This window comes from Parasphingomonas halimpatiens (genome assembly GCF_036663795.1).
Lineage (GTDB): Bacteria > Pseudomonadota > Alphaproteobacteria > Sphingomonadales > Sphingomonadaceae > Sphingomonas.
In genome coordinates, this window is the sequence record NZ_JAXOJP010000015.1 from 51,951 (window position 1) to 74,039 (window position 22,089).

The 22,089-nt window shown below is 66.2% G+C and carries 21 protein-coding genes; 15 read left to right on the forward strand and 6 right to left on the reverse strand.

Annotation, left to right across the window (positions count from 1 at the left end):
• Window positions 1–70: 70 nt before the first annotated feature.
• Genes U1839_RS15550 through U1839_RS15595 form a run of 10 tightly spaced genes read left to right on the forward strand, consistent with a single transcriptional unit; the run spans window position 71 to window position 12,593 of the window.
• Window positions 71–712 (forward strand): XrtA/PEP-CTERM system exopolysaccharide export protein, encoded by a 642-nt coding sequence (locus U1839_RS15550; RefSeq protein WP_332804518.1) that lies wholly within the window; start codon window positions 71–73, stop codon window positions 710–712.
• A 13-nt stretch (window positions 713–725) separates the two neighbouring features.
• The gene (locus U1839_RS15555) at window positions 726–2,234 is read left to right on the forward strand and encodes an XrtA system polysaccharide chain length determinant (RefSeq protein ID WP_332804519.1); all 1,509 of its coding nucleotides are present in this window, start codon (window positions 726–728) and stop codon (window positions 2,232–2,234) included.
• The gene (locus U1839_RS15560; RefSeq protein ID WP_332804520.1) at window positions 2,231–3,232 is read left to right on the forward strand and encodes a P-loop NTPase family protein; all 1,002 of its coding nucleotides are present in this window, start codon (window positions 2,231–2,233) and stop codon (window positions 3,230–3,232) included. The genes U1839_RS15555 and U1839_RS15560 overlap by 4 nt, the downstream gene beginning before the upstream one ends.
• Window positions 3,229–4,830 carry a hypothetical protein gene (locus tag U1839_RS15565; protein ID WP_332804521.1) on the forward strand — a complete coding sequence of 534 codons (1,602 nt, stop codon included), beginning with the start codon at window positions 3,229–3,231 and terminating at the stop codon, window positions 4,828–4,830. Before U1839_RS15560 ends, U1839_RS15565 begins: the two co-directional genes overlap by 4 nt.
• A gap of 37 nt (window positions 4,831–4,867) precedes the next feature.
• A complete protein-coding gene (locus U1839_RS15570) occupies window positions 4,868–6,025 on the forward strand; it encodes an ExeA family protein (RefSeq protein WP_332804522.1) in 1,158 nt (385 codons plus the stop codon).
• A 14-nt stretch (window positions 6,026–6,039) separates the two neighbouring features.
• Entirely contained in the window at window positions 6,040–6,879 is an 840-nt protein-coding gene (locus U1839_RS15575) for an XrtA system polysaccharide deacetylase (protein ID WP_332804523.1), read from the forward strand.
• Window positions 6,876–7,949: a FemAB family XrtA/PEP-CTERM system-associated protein gene (locus U1839_RS15580; protein WP_332804524.1), complete on the forward strand. Its 1,074-nt coding sequence runs from the start codon at window positions 6,876–6,878 to the stop codon at window positions 7,947–7,949. Before U1839_RS15575 ends, U1839_RS15580 begins: the two co-directional genes overlap by 4 nt.
• On the forward strand, window positions 7,949–9,160 hold the full coding sequence (locus U1839_RS15585; RefSeq protein WP_332804525.1) for a TIGR03087 family PEP-CTERM/XrtA system glycosyltransferase: 1,212 nt from the start codon (window positions 7,949–7,951) through the stop codon (window positions 9,158–9,160). Before U1839_RS15580 ends, U1839_RS15585 begins: the two co-directional genes overlap by 1 nt.
• A 2-nt stretch (window positions 9,161–9,162) precedes the next feature.
• Complete coding sequence (gene xrtA / locus U1839_RS15590) at window positions 9,163–10,701, forward strand: exosortase A (protein WP_332804577.1); 1,539 nt, start codon at window positions 9,163–9,165, stop codon at window positions 10,699–10,701.
• Window positions 10,701–12,593, forward strand: a complete 1,893-nt coding sequence (locus U1839_RS15595; RefSeq protein ID WP_332804526.1) for an XrtA/PEP-CTERM system amidotransferase — start codon at window positions 10,701–10,703, stop codon at window positions 12,591–12,593. The genes xrtA and U1839_RS15595 overlap by 1 nt, the downstream gene beginning before the upstream one ends.
• Here the strand turns inward: U1839_RS15595 and U1839_RS15600 are convergent.
• From U1839_RS15600 to U1839_RS15620, 5 genes are all read right to left on the reverse strand, one after another.
• Window positions 12,590–13,030: an MAPEG family protein gene (locus U1839_RS15600; RefSeq protein WP_332804527.1), complete on the reverse strand. Its 441-nt coding sequence runs from the start codon at window positions 13,028–13,030 to the stop codon at window positions 12,590–12,592. The genes U1839_RS15595 and U1839_RS15600 overlap by 4 nt on opposite strands.
• A 133-nt stretch (window positions 13,031–13,163) precedes the next feature.
• Window positions 13,164–14,027 (reverse strand): hypothetical protein, encoded by an 864-nt coding sequence (locus U1839_RS15605; protein ID WP_332804528.1) that lies wholly within the window; start codon window positions 14,025–14,027, stop codon window positions 13,164–13,166.
• A gap of 129 nt (window positions 14,028–14,156) precedes the next feature.
• Window positions 14,157–14,834, reverse strand: coding sequence for a hypothetical protein (locus U1839_RS15610; RefSeq protein ID WP_332804529.1), 678 nt, complete (start codon window positions 14,832–14,834; stop codon window positions 14,157–14,159).
• A gap of 83 nt (window positions 14,835–14,917) precedes the next feature.
• Window positions 14,918–15,967: a 1,9-bis(guanidino)-5-aza-nonane synthase gene (locus tag U1839_RS15615; RefSeq protein WP_332804530.1), complete on the reverse strand. Its 1,050-nt coding sequence runs from the start codon at window positions 15,965–15,967 to the stop codon at window positions 14,918–14,920.
• 133 nt (window positions 15,968–16,100) lie between these two features.
• A complete protein-coding gene (locus tag U1839_RS15620) occupies window positions 16,101–17,321 on the reverse strand; it encodes a type III PLP-dependent enzyme (protein WP_332804531.1) in 1,221 nt (406 codons plus the stop codon).
• Window positions 17,322–17,459: 138 nt separating this feature from the next.
• On the opposite strand from U1839_RS15620, the gene U1839_RS15625 reads away from it, so the two are divergent.
• On the forward strand, window positions 17,460–18,470 hold the full coding sequence (locus U1839_RS15625; protein WP_332804532.1) for a threonine ammonia-lyase: 1,011 nt from the start codon (window positions 17,460–17,462) through the stop codon (window positions 18,468–18,470).
• A complete protein-coding gene (locus U1839_RS15630; protein WP_332804533.1) occupies window positions 18,467–18,631 on the forward strand; it encodes a hypothetical protein in 165 nt (54 codons plus the stop codon). The genes U1839_RS15625 and U1839_RS15630 overlap by 4 nt, the downstream gene beginning before the upstream one ends.
• A 132-nt stretch (window positions 18,632–18,763) precedes the next feature.
• On the opposite strand, the gene U1839_RS15635 is transcribed toward U1839_RS15630, so the two are convergent.
• A complete protein-coding gene (locus U1839_RS15635) occupies window positions 18,764–19,420 on the reverse strand; it encodes an alpha/beta hydrolase (RefSeq protein ID WP_281126257.1) in 657 nt (218 codons plus the stop codon).
• 94 nt (window positions 19,421–19,514) lie between these two features.
• Here U1839_RS15635 and U1839_RS15640 point away from each other — a divergent pair, with 94 nt between their 5' ends.
• The 3 genes from U1839_RS15640 to U1839_RS15650 are packed head-to-tail and all read left to right on the forward strand — an operon-like array spanning window position 19,515 to window position 22,020.
• Window positions 19,515–20,603 (forward strand): cysteine desulfurase family protein, encoded by a 1,089-nt coding sequence (locus U1839_RS15640; RefSeq protein WP_332804534.1) that lies wholly within the window; start codon window positions 19,515–19,517, stop codon window positions 20,601–20,603.
• Window positions 20,600–21,691 (forward strand): cysteine desulfurase family protein, encoded by a 1,092-nt coding sequence (locus U1839_RS15645; protein ID WP_332804535.1) that lies wholly within the window; start codon window positions 20,600–20,602, stop codon window positions 21,689–21,691. The genes U1839_RS15640 and U1839_RS15645 overlap by 4 nt, the downstream gene beginning before the upstream one ends.
• Window positions 21,688–22,020 (forward strand): 2Fe-2S iron-sulfur cluster-binding protein, encoded by a 333-nt coding sequence (locus U1839_RS15650; protein WP_332804536.1) that lies wholly within the window; start codon window positions 21,688–21,690, stop codon window positions 22,018–22,020. Before U1839_RS15645 ends, U1839_RS15650 begins: the two co-directional genes overlap by 4 nt.
• Window positions 22,021–22,089: the final 69 nt, after the last annotated feature.

A 22,089-nucleotide genomic window follows, 5' to 3' on the forward strand; every position in this document is an offset into this window, starting at 1 on the left:
GCCTGACGCCAGCAGTGCGCCGTGTGCGGGAGACGTCCCGTGCGCGAACGCCACCGCGCGGAGGTGAGTCATGCGTTTTTCGATGGGTTCCAAGGGACTGGCCGCTGTTGGCGTCGTCGCGACGACGCTGGGTGGCTGTGCCGGTGGTGGGCGACCCGAACTGCCGCCCGCGGCCTATGTCGCGACGCAGGAACAGCCCGGCGAGGAATATGTCATCGGGCCGCTCGATCAGCTCAACATCTTCGTCTGGCGCAACCCGGAGCTGTCGGCGAAGGTCCAGGTGCGGCCCGATGGCCGGATTACCACGCCGCTGATCAGCGACATGCCGGCGGTCGGCAAGACCCCGGCGATGCTCGCCGACGACATGAAGCTCGCGCTGGGCGAATATATCAAGGATCCGATCGTCTCGGTCATCGTCGAGAATTTCTCGGGCACGTTCAGCCAGCAGGTGCGCATCGTCGGCGCGACCGGGAAGCCGGCGTCGATTCCCTATCGCGCCAACATGACGCTGCTCGACGCAATGATCGCGGTCGGCGGCCTCAGCGAATATGCCGCAGGCAACCGTGCCAAGCTGGTGCGCTACGATCGCGCCACGGGGCGGCAGGTCGAGTATCAGCTCAAGCTGTCGAGCCTGCTCAAAAATGGCGACTCCACCGCCAATGTCCGTCTCGAGCCGGGTGATGTGATCATCATCCCCGAGAGCATGTTCTGATCGGGATCGGCGAATGAACGGCCTTTACGATGAAATCAGGATCGCGCTGCACGCGATCTGGACGCGGCGCTGGATCGCGCTGGCGGCGGCATGGGGCGTTGCCGTGCTCGGCTGGCTGCTGGTGTCGCAGATTCCCAACAGCTATGAATCGCATGCGCGCGTTTTCGTCCAGATGCAGACCATCCTGCCCGGCAGGGTCGGCATAACGCCGGCCGACCAGGCCAAGGATCTCGACACGGTTCGCCAGACGCTGACCTCGTCGGTCAACCTCGAAAAGGTCGTGCGCGGCACCGATCTTGCGGCGACCGTATCGAGCGACCGCGATATCGCGGACCGCGTCGCCGGGCTGCAAAAGGCGATCAAGATCACCGCGCAGCAGGACAATCTGTTCGAAATCTCGGTTACCGGCGCCAGCCCCAAAACGGCACGCGCCGTGGTGCAGAAGCTGATCGACATCTTCGTCGAACAAAATCTCGCCGGCGACCGCGATGAAACGAACTCGACGCTGAAATTCCTCGATGCGCAATTGGCCGAACGCCAGAAGCAGCTCGCAGACGCCGAGGCAAAGCGCGCCGATTTCCAGAACCGCTACCTCGGCAGCTTGCCGGGAACCGGATCGCTCAACGACCGGATGAGCGCGGCGCGCACCCAGATGGCGCAGGTCGAGAACGATCTCGCCGCCGCGCAATCGGGCGTCGCGGCGGTCAATGGCCAGATGGCCGGGACCTCGGCCAGTGTCGCCGGCACCGCGGGTGCGGCGGGACCTGCGCGGGCGCGCCTGGCGGCGATCCAGGGTCAGCTCGCCGAGGCACAGGCCAAGGGCTGGACGGACCGGCATCCCGACGTCGTTGCGCTGCGCGGCCAACTCGCGGCGGCGCAGGCGGCTGCGCGCAACGAACCGCTCGGCGCGGGCGGTGGCGGTTCGGCCAACCCGCTGTATCTCTCGCTCAAGTCGATGCAGGCTGAGAAGCAGTCCCAGGTCGCGTCGCTGACGATGCGCAAGAACCAGCTCCAGTCCGATCTCGACCAACTCACCTCGAAGCTTGCCGGCAACCCGGCCGTGGCGGCCGAGCAGTCGCAGATCGAGAACGACTATCAGGTGCTCAAGGACGCGTATGCCAAGCTGCTCGGCGACCGCGAAGCGATCAAGCTGCGCGGGCAGGCCGAGAGCCAGACCGACGCGATCAAGTTCAGCGTGATCGACCCGCCGACCGCGCCGCGTGTGCCGACCGCGCCCAACCGCCCGCTGCTGCTCAGCGGCGTATTGATCGCCGCGCTCGCGGTGGGGGTCGGCGCAGCGTTCGCCATGGGCCAGGTCAGGACGACCTTCCCGACCGCCGGCCGGCTCGAGCGCGCTACCGGCATGCCGGTGATCGGCTCGATCGGCGAAGCGGTCACCCAGGCACAGATCGCGCTGCGTCGGCGCAAGCTGATCTTCTTCGGCGGTGGCGCGGCGGGCCTGGTCGTGGCGTGGGTCGCGCTGATCGGGGTCGAAATGGTTCAGCGGGGGCTCGCGGCATGAACGATATGACGCCGCGCAAGCTCAAGGGGTCGCTCGTCGAGCGCGCTGCCGCAGCCTATGATCTCGACCACTTTCTGCGCTTGCCGGAAGAACCGGCCGTAACAAGCCGGCCGCCGGTGCCCGGCCCGGCGCTCACGCCGGCCGTTCATCCGGCACCCGCGCCGGCAAGAGCTGCCTTTACGGAGGACTTGCCGTTCGCCACACCGCGCGCGTCCACCCCGCCGGTTCCGGCGGCAATGCCGGCGCCTGCGCCGGTGCGTGAAGGCGCCGTCTCGATCGATCGGGCTTTGCTCGCCCAGAATGGCTTGCTCGTGCCCGGCGCGCCGATCGGCCCGCTCGCCGAGGAATTCCGCCTCATCAAGCGTCACCTGATCGGCACCGCCGCCACGATCGAGCGCGCAGCGCCGGCGAAGGCGCGGACGATGCTGGTGTGTTCGGCGCAGCCCAATGACGGCAAGACCTATTGCGCGATCAACCTGGCCATTTCGCTCGCCGCCGAGCGTGACACCGAGGTGCTGTTGATCGACGCCGATTTCGCCAAGCCCGACATCCTGTCGCGGCTCGGCGTGCCCGAAGCACCGGGGCTGCTCGACGCGCTCGCCGATCCGGCTGCCGAGATCGAACGTTATGTGATTCCGACCGATATCCCGCAGCTCAGCCTGCTTCCTGCCGGCAGCAAGATGACCGGCGATACCGAGCTGCTCGCCAGCCGTCGGACCGGCAAACTGATCGAAGCGTTGCTCGCTGCAGCGCCGCGCCGCCTGTTGCTGTTCGATTCGCCGCCCGCGCTGGCCGCGTCGCCGGCGTCGGTGCTCGCCAACCATGCCGGGCAGGTGATGCTCGTCGTGCGCGCCGACCGTACCAGCGACAGCGACCTGCGCGAAGCCGTCGCGATGCTCGATGGCTGCGACCACATTCAACTCGTTCTGAACGCTGTCTCATACGCGCCAGGGGGGCGCCGCTTCGGCAGCTATTACGGCCAGGAGGACGCGAGATGACGCGTACGCTGATCATTGCCGGCGGCGTCGCCGCCACGCTCATCGCGGGTCCGGCATTCGCCGGAGACCGCCACAAGGCGATCACGCCCTATATCGAGATCGGGCAGGTCGCGACCTTCGACTTTAACGGCAGCGACGTGCTGACCTATTCGACCGTTGCCGCCGGCGTCGATGCGACGGTGCAGACGCGCCGCGCGCAGGTGCAGGTCAGCTATCGCTACGAACGGCGCATCTCGTGGGACAAGAAGGTCGGGGATGACGATATCCACAGCGGCCTCGCCCGCGCGGCGGTCAAGGTCGTGCCCGGGCTGAGCGTCGAGGGCGGGGCGCTCGCCACGCGCGCGCGCTCGGACATTCGCGGCGCGGCACCGGGGGTGCTCGCAGGCAATGTCGACAATATCAGCCAGATCTATTCGGCCTATGTCGGCCCGACGCTCTCGACCCATGCCGGCCCGGCCAGCATCGGGGCGAGCTATCGCTTCGGTTATACCAAGGTCGAGGCACCGAAAGCGACGGGGGTCGCGCCCGGCGCGCCCAGGCTCGATCGCTTCGACAATTCGCATAGCCAGGTCGCCCAGGCGACGGTCGGCGTCAAAGCCGGCACCGTCCTGCCGGTCGGTGTTACCGCCAGCGCGGCGTGGGAGCGCGACGACGCCAGCCAGCTCGACCAGCGCTATGACGGCAAATATGCCCGTGGCGACGTCGTCTTGCCGGTTGCGCCGACGATCGCACTGACCGGCGGGGTCGGTTACGAAAAGATCGAGGTCAGCCAGCGTGATGCCAAGCTCGACATTGCCGGTAACCCGGTAACCGACGCGCGCGGTCGCTTCGTTACCGATGCCGCGTCGCCGCGCCGCATCGCCTATCAGACCGACGGGCTGATCTATGATGCCGGCGTCATCTGGCGACCGAGCCCGCGCACCACATTACAGGCGCGGGTCGGCCGACGTTATGGCGGCATGACCTATACCGGCTCGTTCAGCTATGCGCCGAGCCATTCGGTCGGCATGCAGATTGGCGTCTATGACAGCGTCGAGACCTTCGGACACCAGCTCGAGAACGGCATCGCCAACCTGCCGACCAGCTTTATCGAGCAGCGCGATGCGTTCGGCCAGCAATTCAGCGGCTGCACTTATGGCGCATCGAGCAGCGCGCCGGGCGGTTGCCTCAACGGCGTGTTCCAGTCGATCTCGACCGCGGCCTATCGCGCGCGCGGCGTCGATGGGGTGATCTCCGCGCATCGCGGCCCGCTGAGCTTCGGCGTCGGCGCCGGCTACGCCAATCGTCGCTTCTATGCGCCGGGTGGTACGGGCTTCACGGTCAACGGCACGAGCGACCAGAGCTTCTATGTCGACGGCTTCATGAACGCTGCGCTGACGCGCCGTTCGGGCGTCAGCGCCAATGTGTTCGGCAACTATTACGACAGCGGCATCGCGGGGGCCAAGCCGGTGACCAGCGTCGGCGCGACCGGGCTCTATTATCTGAATTTCGGTCGGCTCGGCACGAGCGCTTCGCTTGGCGTCTATTCGTTCAGCCAGGAAGGCGTCAGCGATCAGGTTTCCGGCCAGGCCCAGCTTGGGATGCGCTATCAATTCTGAAACAACTGCCGCCTATGGCGGCGTTGAGGACCGTAATATGTACGACGAGCATTATGGGTTGAGCGGACGACCGTTCCAGTTGACGCCCGACCCGCGTTTCTGGTTCGACACCGTCACGCACAAAAAGGCGATGGCCTATCTCGGCTATGGCCTGGCGCAGGGCGAGGGTTTCATCGTCATCACCGGTGAGGTCGGAACCGGCAAGACCACGCTCGTCGGCCATCTCATGGCGACGATCGACCGCGAACGACTGCTCGCGATCCGCATTGCCTCGACCCAGATCGAACCCGACGACTTGCTACGCATGGTTGCGAACGGCCTCGATCTCGACCCTGACGGCATGACCAAATCGCAGTTGCTCGCGTCGATCGAGCGAGGTCTTCACGCAACCGCGCGTGCCGGCCGGCGCACGCTGCTGGTGGTCGATGAGGCTCAGGCCCTGAACATCGCCGCGCTCGAAGAATTGCGCATGCTGTCCAACCTGCAGGCCGGCGGTCACGCGCTGCTGCAGATCTTTCTTCTCGGCCAGCCGGAATTTCGCGCCCGCTTGCAGGGTGCGGGGCGGCTCGAGCAATTGCGCCAGCGCGTCATCGCTATGCATCACCTCGAGCCGATGGGCCCGGAGGAGGTCGAGCCCTACATGTTCCACCGGCTCTTGCTGGTCGGCTGGCGCGGTCGGCCGCGCTTCACCGCCGATGCCTTCGATGCGCTCTATCGCGGTTCGGAAGGCGTGCCGCGGCGGCTCAACCAGCTTGCCGCGCGCGTCATGCTCCACGGCGCGATCGAGCAACTCGATACGCTCGATGCCAGGGTGGTCGATGCGGTGATCGACGATGTGTCGGGCGATATGCCGAGCGCGGATGCCCCGCCAGCGGCGGCGATACCAGTCGCGCCGATTGCGGACCCCGCACCGATTGCGCCGCCCACACCCTTCTCTGCGTCGGAAGCCGAGGTTAACGCACCACCGCCCTTGCCGATTCGCGGCATGCAGGAGCCCGTTGTGGCCGCGCCGTCGGTTGCGACGGTTTCGGACGTCGCGCCGGCTGTTCACGATGCCACGGCGCGATTGGCTGCGCTGGAGGCGCGCGTCGACGAACAGGATGCCGCGTTGCGCCGTGTGCTGACCCTGATGATCGATTGGATCGAGGGCGATCAGCGCCCGGATGCCGCCGCGCTGCGGCGCGTGACGGGCTGAGGCAAGGCCGCGCCATGCGCCATGCGCTCTCCGTCGATGTCGAGGACTGGTTCCAGGTCGGCGCCTTCGAGAAGGTGATCGATCGCGACGACTGGGATTCGCTCAGTTCGCGGGTCGAGCGCAATACCGATGCCGTGCTCGCTTTGTTTGCCGAGAGCGGCGTCAAGGCGACCTTCTTCACGCTCGGCTGGGTGGCGCAACGCTATCCCGCGCTGATCCGCCGGATCGTCGAGCAGGGGCATGAGCTTGCCAGCCACGGCTGGGACCATCGGCGCGTCTTCACCATGGACGCGCGCAGCTTCGCCGCCGATCTCGCCCGGACACGCGAGACATTGCAGGATGCCGGCGGCGTGTCGGTGAGCGGCTACCGTGCGCCCAGTTTCTCGATCGACCAGCGGACGCCATGGGCGCACCAGGTGCTTGCCGAGCAAGGCTATGGCTATTCGTCGAGCGTCGCCCCGGTCCGTCATGATCATTATGGCTGGCCCGAGGCGCCGCGTTTCGCGTTTCGGCCGCTTGCCGATGCCGATCTTATCGAACTGCCGGTGACGGTCGCCAATGTCGCCGGGCGCACGTTGGCCACCGGCGGCGGGTTTTTCCGCTTGTTGCCGGCGGCGCTGACCCATTTTGCGATCCGCCAGGTGACGGGCGAGGGGCATGCCGCGATCTTCTATTTCCACCCCTGGGAGATCGACCCCGATCAGCCACGCGTCGCGAACGCGCCGGCACGTTCCAGGCTACGTCATTACAGCCGGCTTGGCGCGATGGCAGGCAAGTTGCGCACGCTGATCGGCCGACACGACTGGGGTCGCATGGATGCCGTCGTCGCGACGGAACGCGCGGCGCTCGCATGACCATGCCGCTCGTCTCGACCCCGCTCGGGGTACGCTCGGCCGATCTCGGCGATGCGGCGGAGTGTGCGCGGATCGACGCCTTTGTGCGCGCGCATCGCGACGCGACGCCCTTCCATCTGACCGGCTGGAGTCTCGCCGTCGAACGTGGCTGCGGCCAGACCGCGCACATGCTCCTGGCGGAGCGCGCCGACGGCACGCTGGCCGGCGTCCTGCCGCTTACCGCGACGCTCTCGCCGCTGTTCGGCCGCGCGCTCGTCTCGACCGGTTTCGCGGTCGGCGGCGGCATCCTCGCTGCCGACGCGGCGGCGGTCGCGTCGCTCGGGTCGGCGGCATGGGCACTGGCCGAACGCCTGCGCTGCCCCACGCTCGACCTTCGTGGGGGGCCGGTGGCCGGCGAGGGGTGGGTGGTCGATGACACGACCTATGTCGGCTTCATCCGGGCAATTGCCGACGATGACGAGGCCGAGTTGCTCGCCATTCCGCGAAAGCAACGCGCCGAGGTCCGCAAGGCGCTTGCCGGCGATCTTACCGTGTCGGTCGGCAACGACCGGCAGCATGCGCGCCACCATTATCGCGTCTATGCCGAATCCGTCCGCAATCTCGGCACACCCGTCTTCCCGGCCAGGTTGTTCGTCGAAGTCCTGCGCGCCTTTGGCGACGATGCGGATATTCTTACGGTCTTCAACGGTGCCACGCCGGTGGCGAGCGTTCTGAGCCTTTATTTCAACGACATTGTCTACCCCTATTGGGGTGGCGGCACCCAAGCGGCGCGGGCGTTGCGCGCCAACGATCGCATGTACTTTGCCTTGATGGCGCATGCCCGTGCGCGCGGCTGCAAACACTTCGATTTCGGTCGCTCGAAGAACGGTACCGGCGCGGCCGCGTTCAAGAAGAACTGGGGTTTCGATCCGGCGCCGCTCGTGTATCATCGGCGCGCAGCGGCGGGGGGCACGCCGCGCGACATCAATCCGTTGAACCCGCGTTATCGACTGAAGGTCGCGGCGTGGAAGCGGCTTCCGTTATGGGCTGCCAACCGGATTGGTCCGATGATCTCCAGGGGACTTGGCTGATGGGCGACATCCTTTTCCTGGCGCATCGCGTGCCTTTCCCGCCCGATCGCGGCGACAAGATCCGCGGCTTCAACATCCTGAAATATCTGTCGGCCCGCCGGCGGGTGCATCTGATCGCGTTCGCCGACGACAGCCGCGACATGAAGCAGAAATCCGGGCTGGCCAAGTTCACCGGCAACCGCTCGATCGTCTGGCGCTCTAAACCGCGTGCCGTCGCCGCGATGCAGGCGTTGCTCGGTCGCAAACCGGTGTCGCTTACGGCCTTCGACAACAAGCCCCTGCGCGAGGCGGTCGAGAACATCCTCGCCCGGCATTCGATCGACACGATCTACGTCTTTTCCAGTCAGATGGCGCAATATCTCCCGGCGCGGCCGCGCCAGCGCGTCATCATGGATTTCGTCGATATGGATTCGGCCAAGTTCGCCGATTACGCAAAAAAGACGTCAGGCCCGATGGCGTGGTTCATGAACCGCGAGGCGAAGCTGCTGTTCGCGCACGAAAAGGCCATCGCGCAACGTGCCCATGCCAGCCTGTTCGTCAGCGAGGCCGAGGCAAGGTTGTTTCGGGAGCGCACCGGACTGCCGCGCGTCCATGTCGTCGAGAATGGTATCGACACCGAGTTTTTCGATCCCGTCGCGAGCTTCAAGCGGATCGATTCGACCGGACGGCTGATCGTATTCACCGGCCAGATGGATTATCGCCCCAATATTGAAGGGGTGACCTGGTTCGTCGAGACGATCCTGCCGCACATCCGGGTGCGCTATCCCGATGCGCGCTTCGCGATCGTCGGGCGTAATCCGACCGAGGCGGTCAAGGCGCTCGCGCGGCAGCCCGGTGTCATGGTTACCGGCGCGGTCGCGGACGTGCGCGGCTGGCTGAGCGCTGCCTCGGTCGTGGTAGCACCGCTCAAGCTCGCGCGCGGCGTTCAGAACAAGGTGCTCGAGGCGATGGCGATGGCGCGGCCGGTGGTTGCGTCGCGCGCTGCCGCCGAAGGCATAGATCATGACGGGACGATTCGCGTCGGCGAGACCGTCGGCGAGATTTCGGAGGAAGTGATGGCCTTGCTGGCCGATCCCGCCGCCGCCGCGGCACTCGGCGAAGAAGCGCGTGCACGCGTCAAGGCGCGCTACGACTGGGAGGCGTGTCTTGCCCCACTCGATGCGCTGCTCGGCATCAGCATCAAGGCGCCGCCGCGGCGCAGCGCTGCATGACGATGGCCGTCCCGGCGGCCGAATTCGCGGCCGGGACCAAAGCGGGCGGGTTCGACGCCCGCTGGCGAAAGCATGCGGCCATCCTGCTGCGTGCCGCGCTGCTCCTCACCGCCCTGTTCCGCGCCGACGCGCAGGCGCTTGCGACGATCTGGTGGACGAGTACCACTTTCGGCCACTGCCTCTTCATCGCGCCCGTGATCGCCTGGCTGGTGTGGCAGCGCCGCGTTGAACTGGCGCAGGTCGCGCCGGTCGGGTGGTGGCCCGGTTTGCTGCTGGTCGGCGCAGGCGGGTTCGGATGGCTATTGGGTGACGCCGGCGGCGTTGCGCTGGCCCGGCATCTCGGGCTCGTCATGATGCTGCAGGGCGCGGTGGTAACGATCCTCGGGCCGAACGTCGCGCGCGCGCTGCTCTTCCCGCTCGCTTATGCCTTCTTTCTCGTCCCGTTCGGCGAGGGGATCGAGGGGCCGTTGCAGACCGTCACGGTCGCGATGACGATGCCGTTGCTCCATCTGTTCGGGGTGCCGGCGCAGGTCGATGGCGTCTTGATCACCATTCCCAATGGCTATTTCGAGGTCGCCGAGGCCTGTTCCGGCGCCAAGTTCGTCATCGCGATGGTCGCCTATGGCACGCTTGTCGCGCATGTCTGTTTCGTGTCGTGGCGCCGGCGCGCGCTGTTTATGGTCGCCGCACTGGTCGTGCCCGTCGTTGCCAATGGCCTGCGCGCCTTCGGCACGATCTACGCCGCCCACCTTACCTCGGTCGAGCGCGCCACCGGCATGGACCATATCGTCTATGGCTGGGTCTTTTTCGGCCTGGTGATGGCGGCGGTGCTTGCGATCGGCTGGCGCTGGTTCGATCGCGCACCCGACGCGCCCGTGATCGACGTCTCGCGCCTGCAGCGCCCGGTCGCCCGGCATTGCGATGTTCTGATCGCGGCGATGCTGGTGTTGACCGCCGCCGCGATCTTTCCGGCCTGGTCGGCAGCAATTGCGGGTCGCGCTATGGTCCTTCCCGACCACGTCACCTTGCCCGAGGTGCCGGGCTGGCACCGCGTCGCGATGAGCGAGCGCGCACCATGGTCGCCTTATTATCCCGGCGCCGACCATTATCTGATCGGGCGCTATGCCGACGGGCAGGGCGATCCCGTCGACCTCGCCATCGCGGTCTATGGCAGCCAGCATGAGGGCAAGGAGCTGGTGTCGTTCGGCGTCGGTGCGCTGCGTCAGGACGACCGCTGGGTCCGGGTCGAGGATCTGCCCGAGCTGGCCGGCGGCAGCGTCATCCGCGTGACCGCGCCGGGGCGGGTGGAGCGGCAGATCGCGACATGGTATCGCCTCGGCGAGACCGTGACCCGAAGCGATACAAGTGTGAAACTCGAAACGCTCAAGACCAGGCTGTTCGGCGGCGATCAGCGCGCCGTTGCCGTCCACCTTTCGGTCGAATCGACCCCGGGGCGCGATCCACGCGCGGCGATGACTCGCTTCCTCGCCGCAGCGGGACCCGTCGCGCGCATTGCCGACGCCGCGTCCGGGCGGCGCTGATGTGCGGTATCGCCGGGATCTTCTACCCCGCCACACCGAAACCGGTCGATCCGTCGCGCATCGTCGCGATGACCGACGTCCAGGCCCATCGTGGCCCCGATGGGTCGGGCGTATGGACCGCGCCGGGGGTAGGGTTGGGCCATCGCCGGCTGTCGATCATCGACGTTGCCGGCTCGCCGCAGCCGATGACAACCAGCGACGGGGCGTTGACCGTCGTCTACAATGGCGAAATCTATAATTTTCGCGAGCTGCGCGCCGAGTTGAGCGCGATGGGCGCGCATTTCGTCACCGCCGGGGATACGGAGGTGCTGCTGCATGGCTGGGCGGCATGGGGGCCGGCGATGCTCGACCGGCTCAACGGCATGTTCGCCTTCGCCCTGCACGACTCTCGCCGCCAGAGCCTGTTCCTTGCGCGTGACCGGATGGGCACCAAACCGATCCACTATGTCGAACTGTCGGACGGCGCCATCGCCTTCGCGTCGGAACTCAAGGGGCTGCTCGCGCACCCCTTGCTGCGTCGTACGCCCGACCTCCGCGCCGTCGAGGACTATCTCGCCTTCGGCTATGTCCCCGACGACACCTGCCTTGTCGCCGGCGTGAGAAAATTGCCCGCCGGTCATGCCCTGCTGATCGAGCGTGGCAAGCCGCTGGCCGTGCCATCGCGCTGGTGGGACATCGACTTCTCGCGCCGCGCGACCGGGTCGGCCAAGGCGCTGGAAGAGCAATTGCTCACATTGTTGCGCGACGCGGTGACGTCGCGAATGGTGTCGGACGTGCCGCTCGGGGCCTTCCTGTCCGGCGGTGTCGATAGCTCGGCGGTTGTCGCATTGATGGCCGAGGCCTCGAAGCAAGCGGTGAAGACCTGCACGATCGGCTTCGACGAGACCGGGCATGACGAGCGCCGCTATGCCGAGATCGTCGCGTCGCGCTTTGCCACCGATCACCGCGAACGCGTCGTCGCGGCGGACGATTTCTCGCTGATCGACACGCTGGTCGCGGCGTTCGACGAGCCCTTTGCCGATGCCTCGGCGCTGGCGACCTATCGCGTCAGCCAGTTGGCGCGCGAACAGGTTACCGTGGCCTTGTCGGGCGACGGCGCCGACGAAGCCTTTGCGGGGTATCGACGCTACAAGTTCCAGGCCGCAGAAGAGCGCATTCGCGCGCTGCTCCCGAGCGATGTCCGCGGGCGCGTGTTCGGCACATTGGGTCGCTGGTATCCCAAGGCCGATTGGGCACCGCGCCCCTTGCGTGCAAAGACGACCTTGCTTGCCCTCGCGGACGATGGCGCAGAGGCTTATGCCCGCGCGGTCGGTGTGACTACCCCCACGCTCCGCGCGGCGCTGTTCAGCGATACGGCGAAGCGCGCCATTGCCGGGCACCGCGCCGAGGATCGCTATGTCCGGTCGATGCGCCATGCGCCGGCGCGCGACGCGCTCGATCGCGCGCAATATGCCGACTTCCAGCATTGGCTGCCGGGCGACATCCTGACCAAGTCGGATCGCACCAGCATGGCGGTCGGACTCGAAGCCCGCGAGCCGCTACTCGACCACCGGCTGGTCGAATTCGCCGCCACCTTGCCCGACCATTTCCGGCTGCGACGCGGGGAGGGCAAATGGCTGCTCAAGAAGACGATGGAGCGCTATCTGCCGCGTGACATTCTCTACCGGCCGAAAATGGGCTTCGTCACGCCGGTGAGTGCATGGTTTCGCGGCCCGCTCGCCGATGAAGCCGCGCGCCTTGCGACGTCGCGCACCTTGGGTAACACCGGCTGGTTCGATCCTGGAACGATCGCGACGCTCGCCGCCGACCACCGCGCCGGCCGCGCCGAGCACGGCCGGACGCTGTGGCAGCTCGTCATGCTCGATCGCGCGGTGGCGCGGTTGTTTCCTTAATGATGCCAGCCGAACACCGCCATCGCGGCGTGTAGCGTCAGCGCCACCAGGCAGAGGGTCGAAAGCGCGAACACCAGGAAGCGAATGCTGACCTTGTTGTACGTCGCCTGGATCAGGCTGTGGACGATGCGCAGGCCGACATAACCCCAGGCGATGGTGGCGTTGAGACCGCCCCCCAGGCCGATGATCGCCAACACCAGTGCCACGGCGTAAAACAGCGTCGGCTGTTCCATCAGGTGGATATAGTTATGCGCAGGCCACTGCGCCTTTTCGTCGACGACACCGTCGAGCCCGCCGGGTCGCCCCCCGACGACCTTGCCGAGGTCGATGCCGGCTTTCTTCATCGCGGGCAAGCGCACCGCCACCATCCATATGAGCATCACCAGCGACCAGGCGATGAGGACGACGACGGGCTGCAAAATCGGGCTGTAGGTCATGATCGGCTATCCCCCTCCACATTGTCGGAGCAGGCTGCCGTATTGCGTTGCGTTTGGCAACGGGTCGTCTGGAGCGGTCCGCGCCTTCCGCAGGAAGGCGCCTAACGTCGAACCGTCGGTCTACGTTCTGGGGTCAGGGAAGCAGCCAGAGGAAAAAGCGCCACCACCAACCCAGTTCGTCACCGTTGGTCGCATAGACGCGAATCGTCCGCACCGAAAATTGCTCAAGTACGAAATCATGGCCGATCTCGGGATAGCTGTAGATCCGCTTGCCGCTGTCGGTCGTCAGATAGCTCGTCGGGAAGCCGAGTTTATGGAATACGGCCGTCTGATAGTCACCGATGTTGACCCTCAGCGTCGGTCCGCACGCGCCGTGAGATATTTTGTCGACATTGCTGCAGACGATGTTCTTGGCGGTTTGCTCGGGCGTGAAGCTCACCACCATGAACGGATTGGTGTAGAGCCACTGGGCACTATGCGGAGCCCCCTGGGCATGGACCCAGGGCGCTGTGTCGCTGTCGCGGACCATCTCGGGGTTGCCGACCGCGTAGATGACGTTCTGCAAAGGGTCGCCGATCAGGATATTGTCATAGGTAGCAACATCATAACGATAGGTGAGCCAGCCGAGCGTGACATGCGTAATCGTGACCGCGCCCAGCGCTGCCAGCACGACCCATTCGGGAATGACGATCTGCGGCAGCTTGCGTGAGTTACGTCGCCGACTGCGCGAGGTCACGGGCTGCGGAGAGGCATATTTCTCGCGCAACCAGTCGAAGCTCAGCCACGCGATTTGCGCGGGGACATAGGGGATGGGCGAGAAAATGGCATTAACCTTGATATAGATCAGGAACGCCGCAAGCAGCACGATCGACGCCGCATGAGCGAGCAGCAGGCGTTGCAGGGCGTTGAGACCCGTTCGACGGAGAAGTGCGAGGAAACCGCGACTGACCCAGAAGGTCGTCAGCAGTACGCCCAAAGGCAGCAGCAAAGATGGCATTGGCCCCCGATTTTCTTTGTTTGCCGCGCCCCGGCGGCATCACGCGCGAGGCTATAACGCGGCGCCTGTGACCGCGCAACCAAACCGCAAATAGGGTCGTGGCGCCGCGCAGCCCTGAACGATCCCCGCCTAGATGTAGGGCTCCTCGCTAGAGCGCTTCATCCACCGCCGGTACAGGCCGAAGCCGAGGCACAGCAGAGCGATGGCGGCAACGACGCCGGCGAAGACCTTGCCATCGTCGCTCGCCGCGAGCCCGGCCTTGCGGCCCTTGTCGAACGGATCGATCAGCACCGGCGAGGGTGCCATGGTGACCTTGCCCTCGACCGTCTTGCGCACCGCCTCCTGCGCCGCGAATTCGGTCTTCTGCAGCCCGTCCAGCTTCATGATCGGGCCGAACGCGCCATCGCCCACGACGAAAGCGGCCAGATCACGATCGCTGATCGCACCGTCCTTGACCATTGCGCCGAGCGCCGGCTGCGAGGTGTCGGTGGCCGTCGCTGGATAGACCGCTGCAACCGTCCAGTGATGGATCTCGCGGCCGCTTTTCGTCTCGGTCAGTTCCATCGCGCGGGCCATGTCGAGTTGCCCGACCAGCACAATCTCATTGGCCGGGCCGACATTGCGCTTGGCATCGAACTGCTCGATCGCGACGGCAGCGGGCGGCGGCCGATGGCGCGCCAGCATCTTCGCCGCTTCGTTATCCTGGTCGCTGAAATAGCCGAAAATGCCGGCTGCGAGGATGACCGGCGAAGCAAGGATATAGGCCCACCACGGCAAGCCAAACAGAAGACGAAGCAGCCCAAACACGATATTCCCCCCGGAAATCAACCGGGGGGAACATCGTCAATTTTCAGCGCGTCGCAAGCGTTAATCGCAATCGCACCTTAACTTCAGTCGAAGCTGGCACCCCAGCGGCGCTTGACGCGGTTCTTCCACAGCCCGCGATGGTAGGCGTCGCTGGCAAGCAGCGGCATCACCGAGCCGGCCTCGGCAAAGACCATCTGCTCGATCCCGGTGTTGACCTTGCCCCAGCTCGCCGCTTCCTGCAGCGTCGAGGACGAACAGGCGCCGTCGCGCACGTCGGCGACGGTGATCTGCACGGCATATTTGTGCACCTGGACATCGTCATGGCCGAGGATCTCGGCGCAGACCACGGTGTCCTGGATGAAGTTCTTGGGCACGCCGCCGCCGATCATCAGCAGGCCGGTGGTGCCGGCCTTGATCTTGATGTCGGTCAGCTCGCGGAAATCGGCGATCGCGTCGAGCACCATGTACGGCTTGCCTTCCTTGGCGCGGTCGACCTGATGCTTGACCAGCCCGAAGCCGGCCGAGCTGTCGACGAACGCCGGGCAGAAGATCGGCACGTCATGCTCATAGGCGAGCTTGACCAGGCTGTTGTCCTTCTTGCCATGTTCGACGAGATATTTGCCCATCGCACGAATGAACTCGCGGCTCGAATAAGGGCGCGGCTCCAAGCCATTGGCGATCTCGTAGATCGTATGGTCGCAGTCCTGCAGCTGCTCTTCGTCAATGTACGTGTCATAGATCCGGTCGATCAGCAGCGAGCGCAGCGTGTCGTCATCGGGCACTTCGAGCGCCTGATAATGCTTGTGGCCGAGGCCCTCGAAGAAATCCATGTCGACGATCGACGCGCCGGTCGCGACCACGCCGTCGATCATGTTGTTGCGCAGCAGCTCGGCATAGAGGTCCATGCAGCCGCCGGCCGAGGTCGAGCCGGCGATGACGAGGAAGATCGAGCAATCGGGGTCGGCGAGCATCTGGTTGTAGATGTCGGTCGCGCGGCCGAGATCGCGGCTGGTGAAGCTCATCTTCTTCATCGCGTCGACGATCGGGCGCGCGTCGAAGCTGGTGATGTCGATATGCTCGACGGTGGTCGAGAGCAGCTCGGCCTTGCGCGTGTCGTTGATGGCTTCGGTCATATTTCTTCTCCATTCCCCTCCCGCTAGCGGAAGGGGTTAGGGGAGGGCGGTCTGCCACTCCGATTGAATACAGTCCCTCCCCCGTCCCCTCCCGCAAGCGGAAGGGGAGGAAGAAGGCGATACTGGTCATTAGTTACAGCGTGACGACGTTCGACGCGACCTTGCGCTCGTCGGCAACATAGAGCGACACCATCGGTTCGTCGTCGACGATCACCGTCTCGTCCGAACCGAAGCCGTTGAACGCGGTGCGCATCGCGCAGCCATAGGCGCCGAGCATGCCGATCTCGATATAGTCACCGGCCTGCACGTCTGCCGGAAGGGCAAACGGGCCTGCCATGTGATCCATGTCGTCGCAGGTCGGGCCGTAAAAGCTGAAGTCGATGTTGCGGGCCCGGCTATCGGGCTCGCGCAGCAACGTCACCGGGAAACGCCAGCCGATATGCGCGGCATCGAACAACGCGCCATAGGCGCCGTCGTTGATGTACAGTTCGGTGCCGCGACGCCGCTCGACGCGAACGACGATCGACGAATATTCCGCGCAAAGCGCCCGACCCGGCTCACACCACAATTCCGACGAGTAGCTCACCGGCAGGCTTTCGAACGCGCGGTGGATCGTCTGGAAATAATGCTCGAGCGGGGGCGGTTCCATGCCCGGATAGCTCGACGGGAATCCGCCGCCGACGTCGATCACGTCGACCGTGACCGCCGCCTCGACGATCGCGGTGCGCACGCGCTCCATCGCCTGGGCATAGGCTTCGGGCGTCATCGCCTGGCTGCCGACATGGAAGCAGATGCCGAGCGCATCCGCCGCCTGGCGGGTGCGGAACAGCAGTTCCTTGGTCTCGCCCGGCGCCGCGCCGAACTTCGACGCGAGGCTCAGTTTGCTATGTTCCGACGAGACGCGCAGCCGCACGCACAGCGTAAGGTCTTCCGCCCCACGCGTTGCACGAACGATCTTCTCCAGTTCCTCGATCGAATCGAGGCTGAAGGTGCGCACGCCATGCGTGAAATAGGCTTCCTCGATCGCCTCCTCGGCCTTGACCGGGTGCATGAAGCACAGGGTCGCGCCGGGAACCGTGCGCGCAACGAGCCGTACCTCGGCAATCGAGGCGACGTCGTAATGCGTGATCCCGCTGTCCCACAAAATGCGGAGCAGGTCGGGCGAAGGGTTGGCCTTCACCGCATACATCGAGCGACCCGGAAACTTCTCCACGAAGAAACGGGCCGCGCGCCGTGCGGCGTGCGGTCGAACGAGGGTGACCGGCTGAACCGGACCCTGCCTGGCGATGTCAACGCCGCCAGCTGCGTTCGTGTGGGCCGTCGCTAGCCCCAGCGCGTTATGATGCTTGTGCAACTCAAGGGACCTCCAAGTGGCTTGCGCCTACGGTGAAAAAAGCTGCCTTGCGGTTGGAAGTCCCATGGGGCAGCGGACGGGCGAAATAGGATCGACTTTCCTCTATGTAAAGGGAATAGCGACGGCAGGAGGTGTTCCGTGACGATTTTACGACAGCCGACCCGGGCCGGGGTACGCGACGCGGCTGCCAAGATCGCCGCGATCCTGCCGCCATCGCCGCTATTTGTAAGCGAAATCAAAGGAGTGCCCGTCGCGTTCAAGGCGGAGTCGCTGCAGCCGATCGGTGCCTTTAAATTGCGCGGCGCATGGCATCGGCTGACCGCGATCGACCCGGAAATGCGCGCGAAGGGCGTCGTCGCCTTCTCATCCGGCAATCATGCGCAGGGTGTCGCCTGGGCGGCGAAGCGGCTCGGCATGCCCGCCCTGATCGTCATGCCGTCCGACGCGCCGGTGGCCAAGCGCGAGGGGACGCTCGCGCTAGGGGCCGAAGTCGTGACTTATGACCGCGCGACCGAAAGCCGCGAACAGATCGCCGCGTCGCTGGCCGAGGCGCGCGGCGCCACTCTGGTGCCGAGCTTCGATGATCCCTGGGTGATCGAAGGGCAGGGCAGTGCGGGGATCGAGGCGGCGTCGCAGATGGCCGCGGCGGGGCTCGGCAAGCCGATTCGCGTCGTCGTGCCGTGCGGCGGCGGCGGGCTTGCCGCCGGCATCGCGCTGGCACTGCCCGACGCGGCGATCACCGTGGTCGAGCCGGAGGGCTGGGACGATATGCGTCGCAGCCTCGAAGCGTCGTGGATCGAGCCCGTCGGCCCCAATCCGCCGCCGACCGCCTGCGATTCACTGCAGACGCCGCGTGTCTCGCCGCTGACATTCGACGTGCTGTCGCGCCGTGATGCTACCGGCGTTGCGGTCAGCGAGGCCGAGATCGCGGCGGCGCAGCGCTGGGCGGCCGAGCGGCTGCGGATCGTCGTGGAACCGGGCGGCGCGGTTGCACTCGCCGCGCTGCTTGCCGGCAAGGTGGCGATCGAGCCGGGCACGCTCTGCATCCTGTCGGGTGGGAATGTCGATCGCGCGGCCTATGCCAGGGTGCTGGCGAACGAGCCCGCGGCCGAGCGGGAGCGCCCGGCGCTCAGCCAGCTCGAGACATGACCGACCTCAACCCTGCTATCCTGGCGATCGCGATGATCGCCGCCTTTGCCTGTGCGATCGGCGGCGGTGCAATGATCAGGCGCGGCGAGCGGCGCAAGGGCACGCTGATGCTGGTGATGACGGTGGTGCTGGTCGCCAATGTCGCGATCTGGACACTATAAGGGGTAAGTTTGGTGACGGAGCTCGTGCACGCGCCAAGCCCCGGGCACAGCCAGTATAGCAGACAGCGTTGACCGGCACTGCTGTCGCTGCCGGTCATGCTGCTTACAGACGCCAATCTCGCGCGGCTGGCCTCACCTGATCGGTGAGTTGGGATCGAGCCGCATATCCAGATATTTGTCCACGCTGCCCATCAGCTCCGGCATCTCATGCTCGAAAAAGTGGTTGGCCTTGGGGATCGTATCGTGATGGATCGTGATGTGCTTCTGCGTGCGCAGCTTGTCGACGAGCTTCTGCGTCGCGCCGGGCGTCACGACCTCGTCGGCCTCGCCCTGGATGATGATGCCCGAGGCCGGGCAGGGCGCGAGAAAGGTGAAGTCATACATGTTGGCCGGCGGGGCAATCGAGATGAAGCCGCGAATCTCGGGCCGGCGCATCAGCAACTGCATGCCGATCCACGCGCCGAAGCTGACGCCGGCGATCCAGGTGGTCGAGGCCTCGGGGTGAAAGCTCTGCACCCAGTCGAGCGCGCTCGCGGCATCGCTCAGTTCGCCGACGCCATTGTCGAACGTGCCCTGGCTCTTGCCGACGCCGCGAAAGTTGAAGCGCAGCGTTGCAAAGCCGCGGCGCTGGAAGGTCTTGTAGAGTTCCTGGACGATGCGATTGTTCATCGTGCCGCCCGACGAGGGATGCGGATGAAGAATCATCGCAACCGGTGCGCGCGGGCGCGGTGCGGGAGCGAAACGGCCTTCGAGACGACCGTCGGGGCCGGGGAAAATTACTTCTGGCATCGGACCTGCTGACGAAAATGGATTGGGAGCGCGCACGCCGCGGAATTGCGCGCTATATAGGCACGCCGCGCTTCGGCGCAATCATTCTGCCGGGATGACCTTGGACTTGGCCACGCGTATCTATCTCGATCATGCCGCGACGACGCCGATGCTGCCGCACGCGATCGCCGCGGTCGACGCGGGCATGCGGCACTGGGCCAACCCGTCGTCGCCGCACAGCGAGGGGCGCGCGGCGCGCGCCGCGCTCGAACAGGCGCGCGCGCAGATCGCCGCCGCCTATGGCTGGCCGGGCGAGACACTGCTGACCAGCGGCGCGAGCGAGGCATTGGCCATCGCGCTCGGTCGGGCCACGCTGCCGCGCCGGTTGATCGGCGCGACCGAGCATGATGCGGTGATCCGCACCGCGCCGGGTGCCGATGTCGTTCCGGTGTTCGATTCGGGTGTGATCGACCTCGATCGGCTCGGTGCTTTGCTGAGCGACCAGCCGCGCGCTTTGGTCGCGGTGCAATGGGCCAACAGCGAGACCGGCGTGCGCCAGCCGATCGCCGCGATCGCCGCGATCGTCCATGCCGCCGGTGGGCTGCTGCTGGTTGACGCGGCACAGATGCCACCGGGCGCCGACGAGTCGCTTGCCGATCAGGCCGATTTCATCGCGCTGTCGTCGCACAAGCGCGGCGGGCCGCCCGGCGTCGGCGCGCTGCTGGTGCGCGATCTCGCCACGATCGAACCGACCGGCGGGCAGGAGCGTGGCTATCGCGCCGGCACAGAGAATGTCCCCGGCGTACTCGGCTATGCCGCCGCGCTTGGTAAGGCGCCCGATCTGGCGCGCTGGGCGGCGCTGCGCGTGCGGCTCGACGATGCCATCCAGCGTTCGGGCGGTGTCGTGGTCGGCGCCGATGCGCCGCGTCACGCGGCGATTGGATCATACCGCATGCCAGGCGTCGCTTCGACGGTGCAGCTCATCAGACTCGACCTTGCCGGCATTGCCGTGTCAGCGGGTAGCGCTTGCTCATCGGGGAGCATGAAGCCGAGCCACGTCCTCGCTGCGATGGGTTGGGTCGAGCCTGCGCTGCGCGAGGTGGTGCGGGTCAGCTTCGGCGCGTCGACCACCGACGCCGAGATCGACGCCTTCATCGCGGCGTGGCGCTCGATTGCGCGCGAAGCGCGGGCCCGGGCGGCATGACCTATCTGGATTATCAGGCGACGACCCCGCTCGCGCCTGAAGCGCTGGCCGCGATGCTGCCCTGGCTTGAACGCCAGCATGCCAATCCGCACTCGGCGCATCGCGAGGGCCGCGCTGCACGCGCCGCAGTCGAATATGCGCGTGACCAGATCGCCGCGCTGCTGCCCGCCGAGGGAACGCTGAGCTTCACCAGCGGCGCGACCGAGGCGCTCAACTGGGCGATCAAGGGCACGACCGGGCCGATCGTCACGCTCGCCACCGAACACGCCGCTATTCTCGACACCGTCGAAGCCGAGCGTCGCGCCGGCCGCGCGGTGACGACCCTGTCGGTGCAGCGCGACGGCATCGTCGATCTGGATCGCGCGCGACAGGCGATCATCCCCGGCACCGGGCTGGTCGCGGCAATGCTGGTCAATAACGAGATCGGCGTCATCCAGCCGATCGCCGAACTTGCCGAACTCGCCCATGCGGCCGGCGCGCTGATGCTGTGCGATGCCGTTCAGGGGATCGGCCGCGTCGCCTTGCCCGATGGCTGCGATCTCGTCGCGTTGTCAGCGCACAAGATTCATGGGCCCAAGGGCATCGGCGCGCTGTGGGCGCGAGGCGGCGTCACGCTGGCGCCGCTGCTGCACGGGGGCGGGCAGGAAACAGCCGGCCGCTCGGGCACACTTTCGCCGGCGCTGTGCGCGGGCTTCGGCGTGGCGGCGGCCTTGATGCGCGAGCAGCATGATCCGGATGCCGCCCATGTCGCGCGGTTGTGGGACATCATCGTGTCGCGTCTCGGCCCTGGCTGGACGATCAACGGTTCGGTCGAGCAGCGCTATCGCGGCAATCTCAACATCCGCCACGATGAGCTCGACGTCGCGCGCCTGATGTCCGACCTGCGCGATATCGCCTTCTCCGCCGGGTCGGCCTGCACCAGCGGCTCGGGGCGTCCGAGTCACGTGCTGCGCGCGATCGGGCTCGATGATTCGGCGGCGCGGTCGAGTCTGCGGCTTGGCTTTGGTCGTTATACCGGCGAGGACGAACTGGCGCGCGCGATCGACCTGATCGTCGCCGCGACGGCAATACAGGGGCTTGCGGCTTGATGCTGGTACGTTTCATCGCCACCGACGGTTCGATCCGCGAGGTCACGGCGAATGCTGGCGATCGACTGCTCGACATCGCCCAGGCCGATGGCCAGGCGCTCGAAGGCACGTGCGAGGGGCAGATGGCCTGTTCGACCTGCCACGTCATCGTCGCGGCGGAGGATTTCGGACGCCTGCCCCCGGCCAGCGAGATGGAAGAGGACATGCTCGACCTCGCCACCGGGGCGACGCGGACCAGCCGGCTCGCGTGCCAGATCTGGCTCGACGATGCGCTAAACGGACTTACCGTCCGCATCCCGGGCGATGTCCGCAACATGCAGGGTCGCTAGCCTCGCCGGGGCTTGGCTTTCGATTGCGACATGGTAGCCTCGATCATCGAGGCGACTTGATCCAGGATT